Source organism: Enterococcus sp. HMSC061C05 (assembly GCF_001814765.1).
GTDB classification, from domain to species: domain Bacteria; phylum Bacillota; class Bacilli; order Lactobacillales; family Enterococcaceae; genus Enterococcus_B; species Enterococcus_B lactis.
The window spans coordinates 26,001-43,306 of record NZ_KV817730.1 but is presented as its reverse complement, the minus strand read 5'-3'; the positions used below and the strand labels follow the sequence as shown (position 1 = coordinate 43,306).

Sequence of the window (17,306 nt, the reverse complement as noted above, 5' to 3'; positions counted from 1 at the left end):
GAAGGGTGTTATAATAGAAAAGATTTTGAGTAAGTGTATGCTCATTGGAATTTTTTGGAGGGAACAACAACATGGAAGAGATCATCGTAAGAGGTGGCAATCAATTAAATGGAACAGTAAGAATTGAAGGAGCTAAAAATGCTGTATTGCCTATTTTAGCTGCCAGTTTGTTAGCAGAAGAAGGTATTACGACATTAGACAACGTCCCGATTCTTTCTGATGTCTTCACTATGAATCAAGTGATTCGTCACTTAAATGTAGATGTAGATTTTGATGAACAAAAGAATCAAGTAACAATCGACGCTTCAAGACAATTAGAAATCGAAGCGCCTTATGAGTATGTTAGTCAAATGCGTGCTTCAATCGTTGTGATGGGACCGCTACTTGCTAGAAATGGACATGCAAAAGTGGCTATGCCTGGTGGATGTGCGATTGGTAAACGCCCAATCGATTTACATTTAAAAGGATTTCAAGCTTTAGGAGCAAAAATTATTCAAAAAAACGGCTATATTGAAGCAATTGCAGATGAATTGATCGGTAACACGATTTATTTAGATTTTCCTAGTGTAGGTGCTACTCAAAATATCATGATGGCTGCCGTAAAAGCAAAAGGAACAACCATCATTGAAAACGTAGCTCGCGAACCAGAAATCGTTGATTTAGCAAATATTTTGAATAAAATGGGTGCGCATGTCTATGGAGCGGGTACTGAAACAATGCGTATCGAAGGCGTTGATCATTTACATGCAGTCAACCATTCAATCGTACAAGATCGTATCGAAGCTGGTACCTTTATGGTCGCTGCTGCAATGACAGAAGGCAATGTACTGATTGCTGATGCTATCTCTGAACATAACCGCCCATTGATTTCTAAATTGATCGAAATGGGTGCAGAAATCATTGAAGAAGAAGGCGGAATCCGTGTCATCGGACCAAAACATATCTTACCTACAGATGTAAAAACGATGCCTCATCCTGGTTTCCCTACAGATATGCAAGCGCAAATGACAGCCATCCAATTAGTGGCAGAAGGTACAAGCGTAGTAACTGAAACAGTTTTTGAAAATCGTTTCCAACATTTAGAAGAAATGCGCCGTATGAACGCCCACGTCAAAATCGATGGAAATGTAGCAATCATGGATGGAAACCATGAATTGCAAGGTGCGGAAGTGTATGCAACAGACTTGCGTGCAGCAGCAGCATTAGTTTTAGCTGGCTTGAAAGCCAATGGAATCACACGTGTCCGTAACTTGAATTATCTAGATCGTGGCTATTATAACTTCCATATCAAACTACAAAAATTAGGTGCAGATGTTGAACGTGTAGACATGGATCAAACTCCTGCTGAAAAAACAGCACAAACGATTGCATAAGGAAGTGGCTGAATGAGTAACCAACGATATATCTTATTAACTCTGATAAAGATTTTAGTGGTGATCTTATTGCTTATCCTTCTTTTTGTAGCCGGAACGATGATTGGATATGGTGTCATCGGTGGTGGCAATCCATTTAAAGTATTTCAACCCAGCTTGTGGATTCATATTCGAGACTTTTTTCATTGATAATTAATTACGGTGGTTCTAGTCGATAGGAAATGAGCCATGAAGCAGCATAGGATAAAAGAAAACAGAAGGGAACGTTGACTTTAGTCGCGATCCCTTTTTTTAGTAAAAGAAAAGAAGGAATCTAGTTGATGAAGAAGATATTGATTTATTTAGTTAGAGGATATCAGCGCTTTATTTCGCCTGCATTTCCGCCTAGTTGCCGCTATTACCCAACCTGTTCTAATTATATGATAAAAGCAATTCAAACTCATGGTGCGCTAAAAGGGACGGTAATGGGGACGGCTCGGATCTTGCGCTGTCATCCCTTTGTCAAAGGCGGCATCGATTATGTACCTTTGACCTTTCAATTAACGAGAAATAAGAAAGATAAAAAAGAACCAGATTATAAAAAGGTTGTGAAAAATACGGGTAGCACTGAGCAATAAAGAAAACAATTTGGAAAATAGCTTCCCATATTTTGCAAAATTGTGAGTGATTGCCGAAGTGCTGGATTTTGAACACCGTCAAAAAAGGTTGTGAAAAATACGGGTAGCACTGAGCAATAAAGAAAAGAGAGAGTGACTATCAAAGCAACGACTTCATGACTACATATATGGAGGTCAAAAATGATCGAAGAACTCAATAAGATAGATGTACCATGGTCCTTGTTATTAGATGCAGATCCTGATAAAGAAAAAGTTCAGGTATATGTTTCAAAGGGGAACGGCTGGATATGGAAAGAAAAAGAAAAAACAATAGGTATACTGATCTATATAGTAAGGGAAAAAGAATTCGAAATCGTTAACGTAGCTGTAGAACCTTCGCATCAAGGAAAAGGGATTGGTGGGAAACTCCTTGAGACAGCTTTTCAGAAGCTTTCACAACTCGCTTCCAGTCAAACTCAGATCATCATACGAACCGGCAGTACTAGCAGTGCGGCGTTACATCTCTATCAAAAAATGGGCTATGTGGAGATTGGTCGAGTCAAAGACTATTTTATCCATCATTATTCTAAACCGATTTTTGAGAACGGAGAACAATTGCGAGATCAAGTGATTTTAGCGATTCACTTACACAAAACCAGCTTTAACGAATAGACTAGTGATCCGAGAAAATGCTTTCAAATACTAAACATATACATTACAATAGCTTTAGCAAGCAAAAAGGAGAATGTTTTTATGGGGATATTAGTTTTTGATTTTGGCGGGTCGGCTGTCAAATATGGTTGTTGGGATAGTAAAGATGTCAAAGGCAAGGGCCAATTTGCAACGCCTGAATCTTGGAAAGAAATGAAAGCGCAATTATTACAAGTCTATAAAGACATGTGTCTTTCTTTTGAGATTGAAGGAATTGGGATCAGCTCACCTGGAGTAGTGAATAATGAGAAACAGGTAATTGAGGGAATCAGTGCGATTCCTTATATTCATGGCTTTAATATTTTTAGAGATTTGGAAACTTTGTTTCAACTTCCGGTAACGATTGAAAATGACGCCAACTGTGCCGGAATGGCTGAGTTTTATGAAGGAGCTGCTCGTGATTATCAAGATGTTGCTTTTGTCGTGGTAGGAACTGGGATTGGCGGAGCGATGTTCACGAAAGGCCAAATCAATAAAGGTGCACATCTTTATGGTGGAGAATTCGGTTTGATGTTCTTAGAGGGTGATCAGACATTTAGTAAACTTGGTACAGCCGTACAGATGGCTTGGCGGTATTGTGAACGCAAAGGAGTCGATAAGAATACTTATACCGGAAAAGACGTCTTTGAATTAGCAGAAACCGGGGATGAAATAGCAAAAGAAGAAGTTGAGAGTTTTTATACGTACTTGGCAAAAGGTTTATTCAGTATCCAATTTTCATTCGATCCGGAAGTTATCGTATTAGGCGGTGGCGTTTCTGCAAAGGATGGGCTCATTGATGAGATCCAAAGTAGAATGAAGAAGTTGACAGATCAATTCGACTTGCATGATTTCGAGCCGCAGATCCTATTGTGTGAATACAGAAACGATGCTAATCTTGTAGGCGCAGCGGCCAACTATATCGCTATAGGTCAAGGGGAGAATTAAGAGCTTTAGAGAAATCGCCTCTTGTATAAAAGAAGATGAAATGGACAAGAGATTTTTACCTAAGGAATGTTTTATTGTCTGCAATATGATAAAATGTCTGAGAGGTGAAAATGATGTCAAAAAAAAATAAAGATATTGAAGTGCGTATCGAAGAAGTAAAAAAAGATATCAAAGGTAAGAATTATGAAGTCACTCAGTTATTTATAGGGAAAAAAATGATTGGTGAAATTTTAGCCTATGGACCAAAAGAATATGAAATTTTCTTTGGTGAAGAAGATTTTGGGAAAGAAAAAAGTCTTGAAAATGCGATAGAAACAGTGATTCGTCACTGGAATCTGCACGAATAAAAAAATATCAAAAAAACTTTCAATAAAGGGTTGCAAAAATCTGGAAAATTAGGTATTATAACTAAGTCAGGTTGATACAAACCTTTCGGAGGAGTAGCGAAGTGGCTAAACGCGACGGACTGTAAATCCGTTCCTTAGGGTTCAGTGGTTCGAATCCACTCTCCTCCATTTCATTGGGGTATAGCCAAGCGGTAAGGCAAGGGACTTTGACTCCCTCATGCGTTGGTTCGAATCCAGCTACCCCAGTATAGCACAACCGTAGGCTCTCGTAAGTTCGAGAGCTCTTTTTTTTTGCTTTGTTACCTTGTTCCTTGAAGATTCTGTCAATTTAAGATAGAGTTAAGTTAACAAAAAGAATTGGAGGGGTCAAAATGAAGTGGAAAGAAAAAGTAGACGAAGCAGCTGAAAAGTTATATGACTTGGTCAAATCAGAAAAATACGATATCGAAGTGAACATTCCTAAAAAAGGCGAAAAAGCAGTCCATGTAAAATCAAAACGCCCAACGAATCATACAAAAAAATGGATGGCTAAAAACCGCTAATAATAACAAAAGATCCATAAATCGGCATTTTCAGCGATTATAGGGTCTTTTGTTATTTTCTCAATTGAATATATCTAGAAAATGGATTCTGTTAATAGGAATGGGAAGAAGGATTTGTACCTACATCATCTGCTTATGGATAGAATCCTTTATCTTTTTCAGTTGTGAATCAGGTATATACCAGTTATAATAGAAGAAACGAAAGGACGGGTGTACGTTATGTCGAATCAATTACCTGTATATATACAGATTCATGACCAATTAAAAAATGAAATCGAACAAGGTATATGGAAAGTCGGAGACCGTCTTCCTTCAGAAAGAGAATTAGCAGTGAAATTCAATGTCAGCCGTATGACGTTGAGACAAGCAATTCAAAACTTGGCAGATGAAGGAATCTTAGAAAGAAAGATCGGTTCGGGTACATATGTTGCGCGAGAAAAAGTACAAGAAAAGATGTCTGGCGCGACAAGTTTTACAGAAATCATGGAATCGCAAAATAGAGTACCGTCTAGTCGAACAATCTCTTACTTTTTGACTTCGCCAAGCTCAAGTGAAATGGAAAAACTAAACTTGAGTAAAGATGACACGATCTTGCGAATGGAACGTATTCGTTTTGCAGACGATGTCCCTATTTGTTTTGAAGTAGCCAGTGTTCCGCAAAAGCTGATCGATGGCTACAGCAAAGCAGAGATTACTGAATCGTTGTATCGCACATTAGAAGAAAAAGGCGGGAAAAAAATCGGTCCAGCGAATCAAACGATCACGGCTGTATTGGCGTCTGAGAAAATCGCAGACTATTTAGAGGTGAAACGAGGAGATGCAGTTCTTCGTTTGCGTCAGATTTCCTATTTTGAAGATGGCACGCCATTTGAGTATGTGCGTACGCAATATGTAGGAAATCGTTTTGAGTTTTATTTGGAAAAATAAAAAACAGGTGATCCCTGATTCCTTATTCGAAAAAAAGAGAATCAGAATCACCTGTTTTTATCTATGATCAGCTACCAATTGCTCGTGATAAGAAACAGGACCTTCTTCAAATTGGACTTGTCCGTTCAGCAGCTCAATGATGGATTCTTTAAAGCTGTCAGCATTTTTTTCATCCACTGCACAGATGACGATGACTTGATCAGTGTATTGGATTTCTTTTATGAAAAAGTGCTGTAGTTCAAGATAATTTTGTAATTTTCCTAGTTGCGGATACGTGATCACAACGGAGATCTCCTGTTGCAAGGTACCTTCTACGATTCCAATGTCGGACAATGCTTGAGAGACCGCATGAGTGTATGCTCGTATCAATCCGCCCGTGCCGAGTTTCGTTCCTCCAAAATATCGAGTGACTACTGCAGCTACATTGATCAGTTGATTTTTTTTGAGGACTTCCAACATCGGTACGCCCGCCGTTCCACTTGGTTCGCCATCATCGCTGCTTCGTTGGATCTCATTTTTTTCGCCAATGACGAAGGCACTGCAGTTATGGTTTGCTTTCCAATGTTCTTTTTTGATTTCTTGGATGAAGTTTTTCGCTTCTTCTTCTGATTCTATTCGTTTAAGAGAACAGATAAAGCGTGATTTCTTGATTTCGATCTCACTTTGTCCATTTTCTTTGATTGTACGATAACGTTCGATCATCTTGTCACCTCTTTTTTTTCGGTTGCTTTATTCAGTATAAAGAAAGTTCTAGGTTGTTTCAACACTATAACGGTTGCGCAATTGCTGTAGTATGCGATAATAAAGACAAAGGCAGGTGGATCCGGGGATGAAGGAACGAATGAAAAAGTATGATGCAATTACGCATTATTTGAAGAACAACGGCGGCTCCCAAGTTACATTAACCTTTACCCAATTTGATGAACTGTTGTTTCCCAGTAACGGACTTCCCAAAACAGCCAGGGAAAGCACAGATTGGTGGGCAAATGACTATAGACATCCAGAAAAGGGTGCCTACGGCTGGTTAAATGCAGGCTATGAAGTAGTGGTCATCAATTTGGATAAAGAATATGTCGTATTCAATAAATTAGTGAAATCTAGCTGGCTATTTGATTAAATAAACCGTGTTTAGAAAACGTTGACAAATTTCTTTCTTTTTATATAATAGAGTAACAGACGCTAAGAAAACGTTTGCGTAGTCTGTTTTAAAAAGGAGAGAAAAGTATGGCTAAAAAAACAATCATGCTTGTGTGTTCGGCTGGTATGAGCACAAGTTTGCTCGTAACAAAAATGCAAAAAGCTGCGGAAGCAAAAGGAATCGATTCTGATATTTTCGCTGTGTCAGCTTCTGATGCAGATAATAATCTTGCAAATAAAGATGTAGATGTACTGTTATTAGGACCTCAAGTTCGCTTTATGAAAGCTGATTTTGAAAAACGTCTGGAACCAAAAGGCATTCCTTTAGACGTCATCAATATGGCTGATTATGGAATGATGAATGGCGAAAAAGTATTAGACCAAGCAATTACATTGATTGGTGAATAAATAGATTATATAGAACTATCGAACAAGCAATCCAAAAAAAGATTGCTTGTTTTTTCGTATATTTTTTTAGGGCGAATGATATGAATCATTTTTGGGGCAGAAGGCTTCTTACGAGAGAGATTGAAGCAATGGATTGTGAGGAGGGAAACTTACCAAATTATAAGAAGATCGCAGCAGTAGAACGTTTAGGTAACAGGATTCTTTGTCATCGTTGTGGAGTGAAAACGCCTGTCTTTGAGGGACAGCTTGCAGACTATGGCTATTTTTGCATACATTGCCTGTCTTTAGGGCGATGCGACAGTCAACAAGAGTTATATTTATTTGATCAGCCAAAAGCAGAATCTCGAGAAGTCGTCTTTTCTTGGACAGGAAAGCTTACTGAAAAACAAACGGAAATCGCAGAGAGGATACTTTATCATTCAGAAAAAAGACACCATCTTATTTGGGCGGTAACAGGTGCAGGAAAAACAGAAATGCTTTATCCGATTTTAGTGAAAACATTAAAAGCTGGAGGAAGAGTAGCCATTTGTACACCGCGAATCGACGTTTGTAATGAATTATTTTTACGCTATCGACCTGTTTTTCCAGAAGAAACAATCATGTTGCTCCATGGGAATACAGCAACAGCTTATACCTTTAGTTCTTTTGTTATCTGTACGATTCATCAACTATACCGTTTTTATCGATCCTTTGACTTATTAGTCATTGATGAGATTGATGCTTTTCCTTATAGCGGGGACGCTGGGCTAGCTCACGCTGTGCAAACAGCAATCAAACCAGACGGTCGATTCATCTACTTAAGTGCCACGCCTGATGAGAAGTTACTAAAGGAAATCAAGCAGACATTTGAGCTCCACAAACTTGCCTTGCGCTTTCATCGGCGCTTGCTTCCTGAACCCGTACTTGTTTTCATGAATAATTGGCGACAAAAATGTGGGAACAAAAAGAAAATCAACTCTTTGGTGCGGATCATTCAGCAACTAATTAAAGAAAACCGTATCCTTTTATTTTGTCCAAGTATTACGATGATGCATCGTTTGAAAGTCACACTGCAAGAAGCTTTTCCAGAATATGAGATAACAGATGTTTCTTCACAAGACGATCAACGGGCAAAGAAAGTTCAGGAAATGCGAGAAGCAACATACGAGATACTGTTAACCACGATGATCCTAGAAAGAGGAGTCACATTTGAAAGAATCTCTATCATCGTTTTAGGAGCAGATCATCCAGTTTTTACTAAATCCTCTTTGGTGCAAATCGCAGGAAGAGCTGATCGTAAAGGTCCTTATACGAACAGTCGGGTCTATTTTTTCTATGAAGAAAAAACTTCAGCTATTCGAAAAGCCTGTCAGGAAATCAAAGAAATGAACGAAGAAGGGAAGAAGATGCTGTGAGATGTTGTTGTTGCAGTAAAGACATCATCCAAAATTTAACATTCAGCGAGATCATCGGTGTGTCGAAATATAGACTTCCTCAGACATGTTCAGTTTGCCGCGCACAATTCCATTTATTGGAAGCAAAAGGTTGTGCAGGTTGTCAAAAACCAATCCATTTGAAATACGAGGAGACGAAAAAGAAAGCAAAGACTAGTTTCGTTTACTGCAACGACTGTCAAGAATGGAAGAAGAAATATCCTGCATATGATTTTCAACACCGCGCCTTTTTTACGTACGATGAAAAGATGCAGGCTTGGATCAATCGGTACAAGTTTATGGGAGACATCCGATTAGCAGGGACTTTTGCATATAAATGGACTCAGATAAAAAAAGATTACCCGGCATATATTTATTGTCCAATACCTTTATCTGAAAAAAGGTGGCTAGAAAGAGGATTCAATCAAGTAAGCGAGATGTTGAAAGCAGCAAAAATTCCTTTTCAGATGCTGCTCAAAAGAGAGCAACATCTGCTTGCTCAAGCAAAAAACACGCGAAAGGAAAGATTGGAGATGCCTCAGCCTTTTGAGCTTGCCGTACCTCTTTCTAAGATACAACATAAAAAAATATTGATTATTGACGATGTCTATACAACAGGACAGACGCTTTTTCATGCAGCAGATTGCTTGCAGAACGCACAGCCGAAAATCATCCGAACCATTTCTTTGGCAAGATGAATCAGATGTGGAAATTTGATAGCGATTTAATTTGCAAATAACCTAGAGTTCGATATAATAGAATTAAGAAGAGGGAAAGAGTGGTCCTTCTCCTTCTTGATTGTGGTAGACGAAAGGGGTAATTTTTATGTTTAGATATAATGTACGCGGCGAAAATATCGAAGTAACTGAAGCGATTCGCGACTACGTTGAGAAAAAAGTAGGCAAACTAGAACGCTATTTCAGTGACGCACCCGATGCTACGGCGCATGTGAACTTAAAAGTTTATACAGAAAAAACAGCAAAAGTGGAAGTAACGATCCCATTACCTTATCTTGTATTACGTGCCGAAGAAACTTCTCCAGATCTATACGCAAGTATCGATTTGGTTGTTGACAAATTGGAACGCCAAATCCGCAAATTCAAAACAAAAATCAATCGTAAATCCCGTGAAACGGGCATGAATACTGCAGATGCTGCTGTTTTATTCAATGGAGAGGAAGAAAACGACAACGATTCTGAATTAGATATCGTACGTACAAAACGCCTTTCATTGAAACCAATGGACAGTGAAGAAGCAGTCTTACAAATGAACATGCTGGGACATAACTTCTTTATTTTTGAAGATGCAGAAACAAATGGTACAAGTATCGTTTACCGCCGAAAAGATGGAAAATACGGATTGATCGAAACAGACTGATCAGCCATACTTAAATAACATCAAAAACTTGCAGCAGCTGTCAATAGCTGCCGCAAGTTTTTTTGAGTTCGTCTCTTTTTTAGTTAAAATATGAATAAATTATGAAGTTCTTACTTTAATACGATTAAGATATTTCAATTATCTATAACTAATGATAAAATGAAAAGTAGAGTCTACATAGTCTGGATAATACACAGAAGGAAAAGGAGATTACACAACGCATGGCCAATTTGATTCGTTCACTTATCGAAAACGATAAGAAAGAACTAAAACGTTTAGATAGCATTGCAAAAAAAGTTGAATCATACGCTGACCAAATGGCAGCATTAACTGATGAACAATTACAAGCAAAAACTGCTGAATTCAAGGGCAGATACCAAAAAGGAGAAACATTAGATCAATTACTTCCGGAAGCTTTTGCAGTCGTTAGGGAAGCAGCAAAACGTGTATTGGGGTTATATCCATACCACGTACAATTGATGGGTGGGATCGTGCTTCACGATGGGAATATCCCTGAAATGCGTACTGGTGAAGGTAAAACCTTGACCGCAACGATGCCGGTGTATCTGAATGCGTTGACTGGCGAAGGGGTCCACGTAGTTACCGTCAATGAATATTTAGCAACCCGTGACTCGACGGAAATGGGCGAGCTTTATAATTTCTTAGGATTGACAGTTGGATTGAATATCAACTCAAAATCTTCGGATGAAAAACGCGAGGCTTATAATTGCGATATCACTTATAGCACGAATAATGAATTAGGATTTGACTATTTGAGAGACAACATGGTCGTTTACCGTCATCAAATGGTACAACGTCCGCTGAATTATGCCATTGTCGATGAAGTTGACTCGATCTTGATTGATGAAGCGAGAACGCCGCTGATCATTTCAGGGCAAGCAGAAAAATCAACAGCTTTATATACAAGAGCAGACAACTTCGTGAAACGTTTGAAAGAAGAAGAAGATTACAAAATCGATGTACAATCAAAAACAATCAGTTTAACTGAAGCAGGGATCGAAAAAGCTGAAGAAACATTCGGTTTGGACAACTTATATGACATTGAAAATACTGCATTGACCCATCACTTGGATCAAGCATTGAGAGCCAACTACATCATGCTTTTAGACATCGATTATGTTGTTCAAGATGGAAAAGTATTGATTGTTGACCAATTTACGGGCCGGATCATGGATGGACGCCGTTATTCAGATGGTCTTCATCAAGCAATCGAAGCTAAAGAAGGCGTAGAGATCGAAGACGAAACGAAAACGATGGCGACGATTACTTTCCAGAACTATTTCCGTATGTACAAGAAACTTGCAGGGATGACTGGTACAGCTAAGACAGAAGAAGAAGAGTTCAGAGAGATTTATAATATTCAAGTATACCAGATTCCGACAAACCGTCCGGTCATCCGTGACGATCGTCCAGATTTGCTTTACCCTACATTACAAAGCAAGTTCCATGCTGTCGTACAAGATATCAAAGATCGCTACCGCAAAGGACAGCCTGTCTTAGTCGGAACTGTTGCGGTTGAAACATCTGAGTTATTATCAGATATGCTGAATCAAGAACGTATTCCTCATGAAGTGCTGAATGCGAAAAATCACTTTAAAGAAGCAGAGATCATCATGAATGCGGGTCAAAAAGGCGCAGTGACGATTGCTACCAACATGGCTGGTCGGGGAACAGATATCAAGCTAGGGCTTGGCGTAAGAGAACTTGGTGGCCTAGCAGTTATCGGGACAGAACGACATGAATCTCGTCGTATCGATAACCAGCTTCGAGGACGTGCAGGACGTCAAGGAGACCCTGGTATGTCACAATTCTACTTGTCTTTAGAAGATGATTTGATGAAACGATTCGGTTCAGAACGAATCAAAGCTTTCTTAGATCGAATGAAGATTGGTGACGAAGATGCTGTGATCCAAAGCAAGATGCTGACGAAACAAGTAGAATCTGCACAAAAACGCGTAGAAGGAAACAACTACGACACACGTAAGAACGTCTTGCAATACGATGACGTGATGCGTGAGCAACGTGAAGTAATCTATAAACAGCGTCAAGAAGTGATCATGGAAGAAAAAAGCTTATCTAAACCACTGATGAATATGGTCAAACGGACAATCAGTCGTGTGGTAGATGCGCATACGCAATTAGAAAAAGAAAATTGGAATTTGGAAAGTATCGTCGATTTTGCTGGCAGCACACTTGTCCATGAAGACAGTATTTCCCTTACAGATATCGAAGGAAAAAAACCTCAAGAAATCAAAGAATATCTAAACGAACGAGCACAAGAAGTATTCAATACCAAAGCAGCTCAATTGAACGGACCAGAGCAACTGCTAGAATTCGAAAAAGTCGTGATCTTACGTGTCGTGGATTCTAAATGGACAGATCATATCGATGCAATGGACCAATTACGTCAGTCAATCGGCTTGCGTGCCTATGGTCAAAACAATCCATTAGTTGAATACCAAACAGAAGGCTACAAGATGTTCGAAGATATGGTAGGTGCCATTGAATATGAAGTCACTCGTATCTTCATGAAAGCTGAGATCCGTCAAAACGTACAGCGTGAGCAAGTTTCTCAAGGAACAGCTTCTCACTCAGAAGATGGAGATGCCAAAGAAAATAGTAATACTAGCGCGAAAAAACAACCAATCCATGTGAACAAGGTCGGTAGAAATGATCCTTGTCCTTGTGGAAGCGGGAAAAAATATAAGAACTGTCACGGAAAAGATGCAAACTAATTTCTGACAGCAGGATTGGTGAGACAAATTCTTTTTTAAAGAATTCGTCTCACCTTCTTTCTGTTATTTGCTGATTCTGTTAGACTAGATATAATGAAAAAAGTATAGTGAAAGAAGGAAAAAAACATGGAAATATCCGAAATTCGAAATCTCCTGACAGAAATGCAGGAAAAGGTCACAAGCTTCAGGAGGTCTCTTTGACTTAGACCAGCTGGAAGAAGACATTGCGGAAGCAGAAGCAAAAATGGCTGAACCTGGTTTTTGGGATGATAGCGAAGCTGCTCAAAAAGTGATTAGTGAAAACAATGCAAATAAAGAAACTTATGATCAATTCCATTCTCTTGCTGAAGAACTGGAAGAAATCGAATTGATGGTGGAGATGTTGCAGGAAGAACCTGATGCAGCCATGCAAGAAGAAGCAGAAACACGTATCAATGCGCTAGATGAAAAAATGAAGACGTATGAATTATCTATGTTGTTAGATGGTCCTTATGATCGAAACAACGCCATCGTCGAATTGCATCCAGGGGCTGGCGGAACGGAGTCCCAAGACTGGGGCAGCATGCTTTTACGCATGTATACACGCTGGGCAGAGCAGCATGGGTATCAAGTAGAGACACTAGATTATCAAGCAGGTGATGAAGCAGGAATCAAGAGTGTGACCCTACTGATCAAAGGACACAACGCATTTGGTTATCTGAAATCAGAAAAAGGTGTTCATCGCCTTGTACGTATCTCGCCTTTTGACTCAGCGAAACGACGTCATACTTCTTTTTGTTCGGTAGATGTGATGCCAGAGCTTGATGAAACGATCGATATAGAAATCAATCCAGATGATTTGAAAATCGACACATATCGGGCAAGTGGCGCAGGTGGTCAGCACATCAATAAGACAGAATCCGCTGTACGAATCACTCACTTGCCTACAGGAACAGTAGTAGCGAGTCAGGCACAACGTTCACAATTGAAAAACAGGGAACAAGCGATGGGGATGCTGAAAGCTAAGCTTTACCAATTAGAAGTGGAAAAGAAAGAACAAGAAGCAGCTGCACTGCGAGGAGAACAAAAAGAAATCGGCTGGGGATCACAGATCCGTTCTTATGTTTTCCATCCATATTCTATGGTAAAAGACCATCGGACAAACGTAGAGACAGGAAATGTCCAAGCTGTTATGGATGGAGATCTTGATTTATTTATTGACGGCTATTTGAAAATGCATCTGCAATAAGAGCCCTTTGTTAAATTGAAATAAAATTGTAAGATTTTGCAAGCAAGTTGAAACATTGCCATGCTATAATAGCTAAAGACTGAAAAAGATATGGAGAGAACGCCATGATTGAAATGAAGGATGTAATGAAGAAGTACTCAAACGGTACCACTGCTATCCGCAATCTCTCGATTGTCATCGAACAAGGAGAGTTTGTGTATGTTGTTGGTCCGTCTGGAGCTGGTAAATCTACATTCATCAAATTGATGTATCGAGAAGAAAAAGCTTCAAAAGGAACTTTGAACGTCGCAGGTCATGATCTAATAGCCATCAAAAACCGCGAAGTTCCTTATCTACGCAGAGAAATCGGCGTGGTGTTCCAAGACTATAAATTATTGCCAAGAAAAACAGTATATGAAAATGTTGCGTACGCCATGCAAGTTATCGGCAGAAAACCTCGGGATATCAAAAAACGAGTAATGGAAGTGCTGGATCTTGTTGGTTTGAAACACAAAGTCCGAGTCTTTCCTAGCGAATTATCTGGTGGGGAACAACAACGTGTTTCTATTGCCCGAGCAATCGTAAATACACCTAAAGTACTTATCGCGGATGAACCGACAGGGAATCTGGATCCGGAAAACTCATGGGAAATCATGAAACTATTAGATCGGATCAATGCACAAGGAACAACTGTCGTGATGGCTACACATAACAGTACGATCGTAAATACGATTCGACACCGAGTAATTGCTATCGAAAACGGCCGCATTATTCGAGACCAAGCGGAAGGGGAATATGGATACGATGATTAGAACCTTTTTCCGCCATTTATTAGAAAGTATCAAGAGTTTGAAACGTAACGGCTGGATGACAGTAGCTTCGGTCAGTGCGGTAACGATCACGTTGACTTTAGTTGGTGTGTTCATGGCGGTCATCATGAACGCAACCAAACTAGCACAAGATATAGAAGGAAACGTGGATGTATCTGTGTTCGTAGACATTGGTACAAAAGACGAAGAGATGAAAAAACTAGAAAAAGAATTAAATGACTTAGATCATGTCAAAAAAGTCGAATTTTCAAGCAAAGAACAGGAATTGAAGAAAATCCAAAACGAAATGGGTGATTCTTGGAAATTGTTTGAAGGGGATAATAACCCGTTATATGATGTATACGTAGTAAGTGCTACCGATCCTTCTTATACAAAACAAGTAGCAGAAAAAGCGGCAGATTTGAAGAATGTTTCCCGTTCTGATTACGGTGGGGCTTCCTCAGATCGGATTTTCCAAATTGCTGGTGCAGTTCGAACATGGGGATTAGTTGCGGCGGCATTGCTGTTGTTTGTAGCAATGTTTCTCATTTCTAACACGATTCGGATCACGATTTTATCTAGACAGCGTGAAATTCAGATCATGCGTTTAGTAGGGGCAAAAAATGGATATATCCGCTGGCCATTTTTCCTTGAAGGTGGCTGGATCGGCTTAATCGGTGCCATTCTTCCGATACTGATCATTACATTTGGCTACGCATGGTTTTACCAATTGATCAATCCGTCATTATTACGATCTCATTATTCATTGATCCATCCAGAAAATATCGTTTGGAAAATCAATCTTTTGATGGTCGGTATTGGTGTGATCATTGGTTCACTCGGCTCGATCATCTCTATGAGACGTTTCTTGAAATTCTAGTGTCACAAGATAAATATAATCAGAAAGTTGGACGATTTCGTTCCAGCTTTCTTTTTTTATTGGCTAAGTGGAGTAAATGGGGCGGCTTTTTTCCCTTTACTTTAAAAAACAACTTGGGTATTCTTAAGTTGGTAGAAAAAGAGGTGAAGCCGTGAAAATTATCGTTGACAATTTTTTTACGATCCTTTTGATTATGAATATTTTGCTTTCCTTTATTATCGTTTTTCGAGAAAGAAAGGAAACCGCGCAAACATGGGCATGGCTGCTCGTTTTGATGTTCATTCCAGTTGTAGGATTTATTTTATATATTTTTTTAGGAAGAGGGATTTCCAAAGAGAAAATCTTTGATTTGAAAATCCAAGGGAAAATCGGTAAGAATCTAGAAATCGAAGAAGACAAACAGGCATTGATGCGAGGACTTTACCCTCATCCGCCTACTGGACAAGTAGATGTGAAACAATTGATCTATATGCTTACTGTATTTGAAAGTACGCTTTATACGACTAAAAATGAAATCACTTTATTTACAGATGGTCGTGAAAAATTCGATGCGCTGATCGAGGATATCAAACAGGCAGAAGACCATATCCATTTCCAATATTATATTTACCGCAGTGATGCATTAGGTGAAGAAGTTCGAGAGGCATTGACAGAGGCAGCAAGACGCGGAGTAAAAGTCAGAGTCCTTCTTGATGCATGGGGTTCCACACAAGTTTCTTCTAGTTTTTTTCAGAATTTAAAAAAAGCTGGCGGAGAAGTCGCATTTTTCTTTCCTCTATTCGTTCCGTATATCAATCCTCGAATCAATTATCGCAATCATCGTAAAATCGTAGTGATTGATGGGAAAATCGGATATACAGGTGGGTTCAATGTTGGAAACGAATATCTAGGATTGGTAAAGAAATTTGGTTATTGGCGAGACAATCATCTGCGTATCTATGGAGAAGCGGTTTACACCTTGCAAAACCGTTTTTTGATGGACTGGAATTCTCAGCATACAAAAGAAGTAGGCTATTCACCGGAATTTTTCCCGTCCATTCATTCTACAGGTGATATGGCTGTTCAAATCGTGACAAGCGGACCAGATACTGAACATGAGCAAATCAAAATGACATATTTGAAAATGATTTCGTTAGCCAAACGGGAGATATTGATCCAAACGCCGTATTACATACCGGATGGATCGATTCATGAGGCATTGAAGTTGGCTCTTCTCTCAGGCGTAAAAGTCCATATCCAAATACCTAACAAACCAGATCATCTTCTCGTTTACTGGGCAACGTATTCTTTCGCTGCAGAGCTGATCGAGTATGGGGCAAGAATCGAAACATATGAAAATGGATTTATCCATGCAAAGACGATGATTATCGATGGCGGCATCGTTTCCGTTGGTTCAGCTAATATCGACGTTCGCTCATTTAGATTGGATTTTGAGGTCAATACACTGATCTATGATGAACGAATGGCTTCTCGCGTAAGAAAAGCATTCTTTGAAGATTCAAAGATTTCGACGCATCTCACAAAAGAAGTGTATGAAAACCGAGGGATGATGATCAAGATGAAAGAAGGATTAGCAAGACTGATTTCGCCGCTCCTTTAAAATGCAAAAAGGACAGGAGAGCCATCAATAGATGGAGATCTCGTGTCCTTTTCTCTCGGGGCCATTTCTGAGAGTACGTCAGAAATGGAGAAAGCGTCTCGCATGAGCGAAATTAACTTTGGGGTATCTCTTGTTTTTTGGGGAAAGCAAGAAATAAGCTAATATATGCTATTAAAAGAGACACATTTCAAAGCCAGTATAGCATAGAAACTTTTAATGAGATAGCTTTTTTTGCAATTATGAGAATTTATTTTGTTATTTAATGATTTTGATTCGTTTTCATCAAGTAATGAAAAT

19 protein-coding genes and 2 tRNA genes are annotated in these 17,306 nt (G+C 39.2%); 20 read left to right on the top strand and 1 reads right to left on the bottom strand.

What is annotated here, in order from left to right; translation table 11 throughout:
• Nucleotides 1-71: 71 nt before the first annotated feature.
• From murA to HMPREF2988_RS03655, 10 genes are all read left to right on the top strand, one after another.
• A complete protein-coding gene (gene murA / locus HMPREF2988_RS03700) occupies nt 72-1,373 on the top strand; it encodes a UDP-N-acetylglucosamine 1-carboxyvinyltransferase (protein ID WP_002308580.1) in 1,302 nt (433 codons plus the stop codon).
• A 12-nt stretch (nt 1,374-1,385) separates the two neighbouring features.
• Nucleotides 1,386-1,562 (top strand): DNA-directed RNA polymerase subunit beta, encoded by a 177-nt coding sequence (locus tag HMPREF2988_RS03695; RefSeq protein ID WP_002292789.1) that lies wholly within the window; start codon nt 1,386-1,388, stop codon nt 1,560-1,562.
• A gap of 131 nt (nt 1,563-1,693) precedes the next feature.
• Nucleotides 1,694-1,990 carry a membrane protein insertion efficiency factor YidD gene (gene yidD, locus HMPREF2988_RS03690; protein ID WP_002329491.1) on the top strand — a complete coding sequence of 99 codons (297 nt, stop codon included), beginning with the start codon at nt 1,694-1,696 and terminating at the stop codon, nt 1,988-1,990.
• A 180-nt stretch (nt 1,991-2,170) separates the two neighbouring features.
• Nucleotides 2,171-2,641, top strand: coding sequence for a GNAT family N-acetyltransferase (locus HMPREF2988_RS03685; protein ID WP_070770005.1), 471 nt, complete (start codon nt 2,171-2,173; stop codon nt 2,639-2,641).
• Nucleotides 2,642-2,722: 81 nt separating this feature from the next.
• Entirely contained in the window at nt 2,723-3,607 is an 885-nt protein-coding gene (locus tag HMPREF2988_RS03680; RefSeq protein ID WP_002329490.1) for an ROK family protein, read from the top strand.
• Nucleotides 3,608-3,717: 110 nt separating this feature from the next.
• A complete protein-coding gene (locus HMPREF2988_RS03675; protein ID WP_002316425.1) occupies nt 3,718-3,954 on the top strand; it encodes a DUF2969 domain-containing protein in 237 nt (78 codons plus the stop codon).
• Nucleotides 3,955-4,041: 87 nt separating this feature from the next.
• A tRNA-Tyr gene (locus HMPREF2988_RS03670) sits at nt 4,042-4,122 on the top strand.
• 6 nt (nt 4,123-4,128) lie between these two features.
• A tRNA-Gln gene (locus HMPREF2988_RS03665) sits at nt 4,129-4,200 on the top strand.
• Between the two features lie 125 nt (nt 4,201-4,325).
• Nucleotides 4,326-4,496, top strand: a complete 171-nt coding sequence (locus tag HMPREF2988_RS13730) for a hypothetical protein (protein ID WP_002292784.1) — start codon at nt 4,326-4,328, stop codon at nt 4,494-4,496.
• 219 nt (nt 4,497-4,715) lie between these two features.
• Nucleotides 4,716-5,423: a GntR family transcriptional regulator gene (locus tag HMPREF2988_RS03655; protein ID WP_002292782.1), complete on the top strand. Its 708-nt coding sequence runs from the start codon at nt 4,716-4,718 to the stop codon at nt 5,421-5,423.
• 57 nt (nt 5,424-5,480) lie between these two features.
• Here HMPREF2988_RS03655 and HMPREF2988_RS03650 read toward each other — a convergent pair whose 3' ends face one another.
• Nucleotides 5,481-6,125: a YigZ family protein gene (locus HMPREF2988_RS03650; protein WP_002292780.1), complete on the bottom strand. Its 645-nt coding sequence runs from the start codon at nt 6,123-6,125 to the stop codon at nt 5,481-5,483.
• Nucleotides 6,126-6,252: 127 nt separating this feature from the next.
• Here HMPREF2988_RS03650 and HMPREF2988_RS03645 point away from each other — a divergent pair, with 127 nt between their 5' ends.
• The 10 genes from HMPREF2988_RS03645 to cls all read left to right on the top strand — a co-directional run bounded on the left by HMPREF2988_RS03645 (nt 6,253) and on the right by cls (nt 17,009).
• Nucleotides 6,253-6,540, top strand: a complete 288-nt coding sequence (locus tag HMPREF2988_RS03645; protein WP_002292779.1) for a DUF7662 domain-containing protein — start codon at nt 6,253-6,255, stop codon at nt 6,538-6,540.
• A gap of 107 nt (nt 6,541-6,647) precedes the next feature.
• On the top strand, nt 6,648-6,968 hold the full coding sequence (locus HMPREF2988_RS03640; RefSeq protein WP_002292778.1) for a PTS sugar transporter subunit IIB: 321 nt from the start codon (nt 6,648-6,650) through the stop codon (nt 6,966-6,968).
• A gap of 80 nt (nt 6,969-7,048) precedes the next feature.
• Nucleotides 7,049-8,362: a DEAD/DEAH box helicase family protein gene (locus HMPREF2988_RS03635; protein WP_070770004.1), complete on the top strand. Its 1,314-nt coding sequence runs from the start codon at nt 7,049-7,051 to the stop codon at nt 8,360-8,362.
• Nucleotides 8,359-9,078, top strand: coding sequence for a ComF family protein (locus HMPREF2988_RS03630; protein ID WP_070770003.1), 720 nt, complete (start codon nt 8,359-8,361; stop codon nt 9,076-9,078). The genes HMPREF2988_RS03635 and HMPREF2988_RS03630 overlap by 4 nt, the downstream gene beginning before the upstream one ends.
• Nucleotides 9,079-9,205: 127 nt before the next feature.
• Nucleotides 9,206-9,757 carry a ribosome hibernation-promoting factor, HPF/YfiA family gene (hpf, locus tag HMPREF2988_RS03625; RefSeq protein ID WP_070770002.1) on the top strand — a complete coding sequence of 184 codons (552 nt, stop codon included), beginning with the start codon at nt 9,206-9,208 and terminating at the stop codon, nt 9,755-9,757.
• 221 nt (nt 9,758-9,978) lie between these two features.
• Nucleotides 9,979-12,513, top strand: a complete 2,535-nt coding sequence (gene secA, locus HMPREF2988_RS03620) for a preprotein translocase subunit SecA (RefSeq protein ID WP_070770001.1) — start codon at nt 9,979-9,981, stop codon at nt 12,511-12,513.
• A 126-nt stretch (nt 12,514-12,639) separates the two neighbouring features.
• Nucleotides 12,640-13,741 (top strand): peptide chain release factor 2 gene (gene prfB / locus HMPREF2988_RS03615; RefSeq protein ID WP_096948712.1). Its coding sequence is split into 2 segments (ribosomal slippage): nt 12,640-12,711 and nt 12,713-13,741, totalling 1,101 coding nucleotides; the frame shifts between segments, so codons are not numbered across the junction.
• A gap of 104 nt (nt 13,742-13,845) precedes the next feature.
• Nucleotides 13,846-14,532: a cell division ATP-binding protein FtsE gene (gene ftsE, locus HMPREF2988_RS03610; protein WP_002292768.1), complete on the top strand. Its 687-nt coding sequence runs from the start codon at nt 13,846-13,848 to the stop codon at nt 14,530-14,532.
• A complete protein-coding gene (gene ftsX / locus HMPREF2988_RS03605) occupies nt 14,525-15,409 on the top strand; it encodes a permease-like cell division protein FtsX (protein WP_002292767.1) in 885 nt (294 codons plus the stop codon). The genes ftsE and ftsX overlap by 8 nt, the downstream gene beginning before the upstream one ends.
• 151 nt (nt 15,410-15,560) lie before the next feature.
• Nucleotides 15,561-17,009, top strand: a complete 1,449-nt coding sequence (gene cls, locus HMPREF2988_RS03600) for a cardiolipin synthase (RefSeq protein WP_002292766.1) — start codon at nt 15,561-15,563, stop codon at nt 17,007-17,009.
• Nucleotides 17,010-17,306 lie beyond the last annotated feature (297 nt).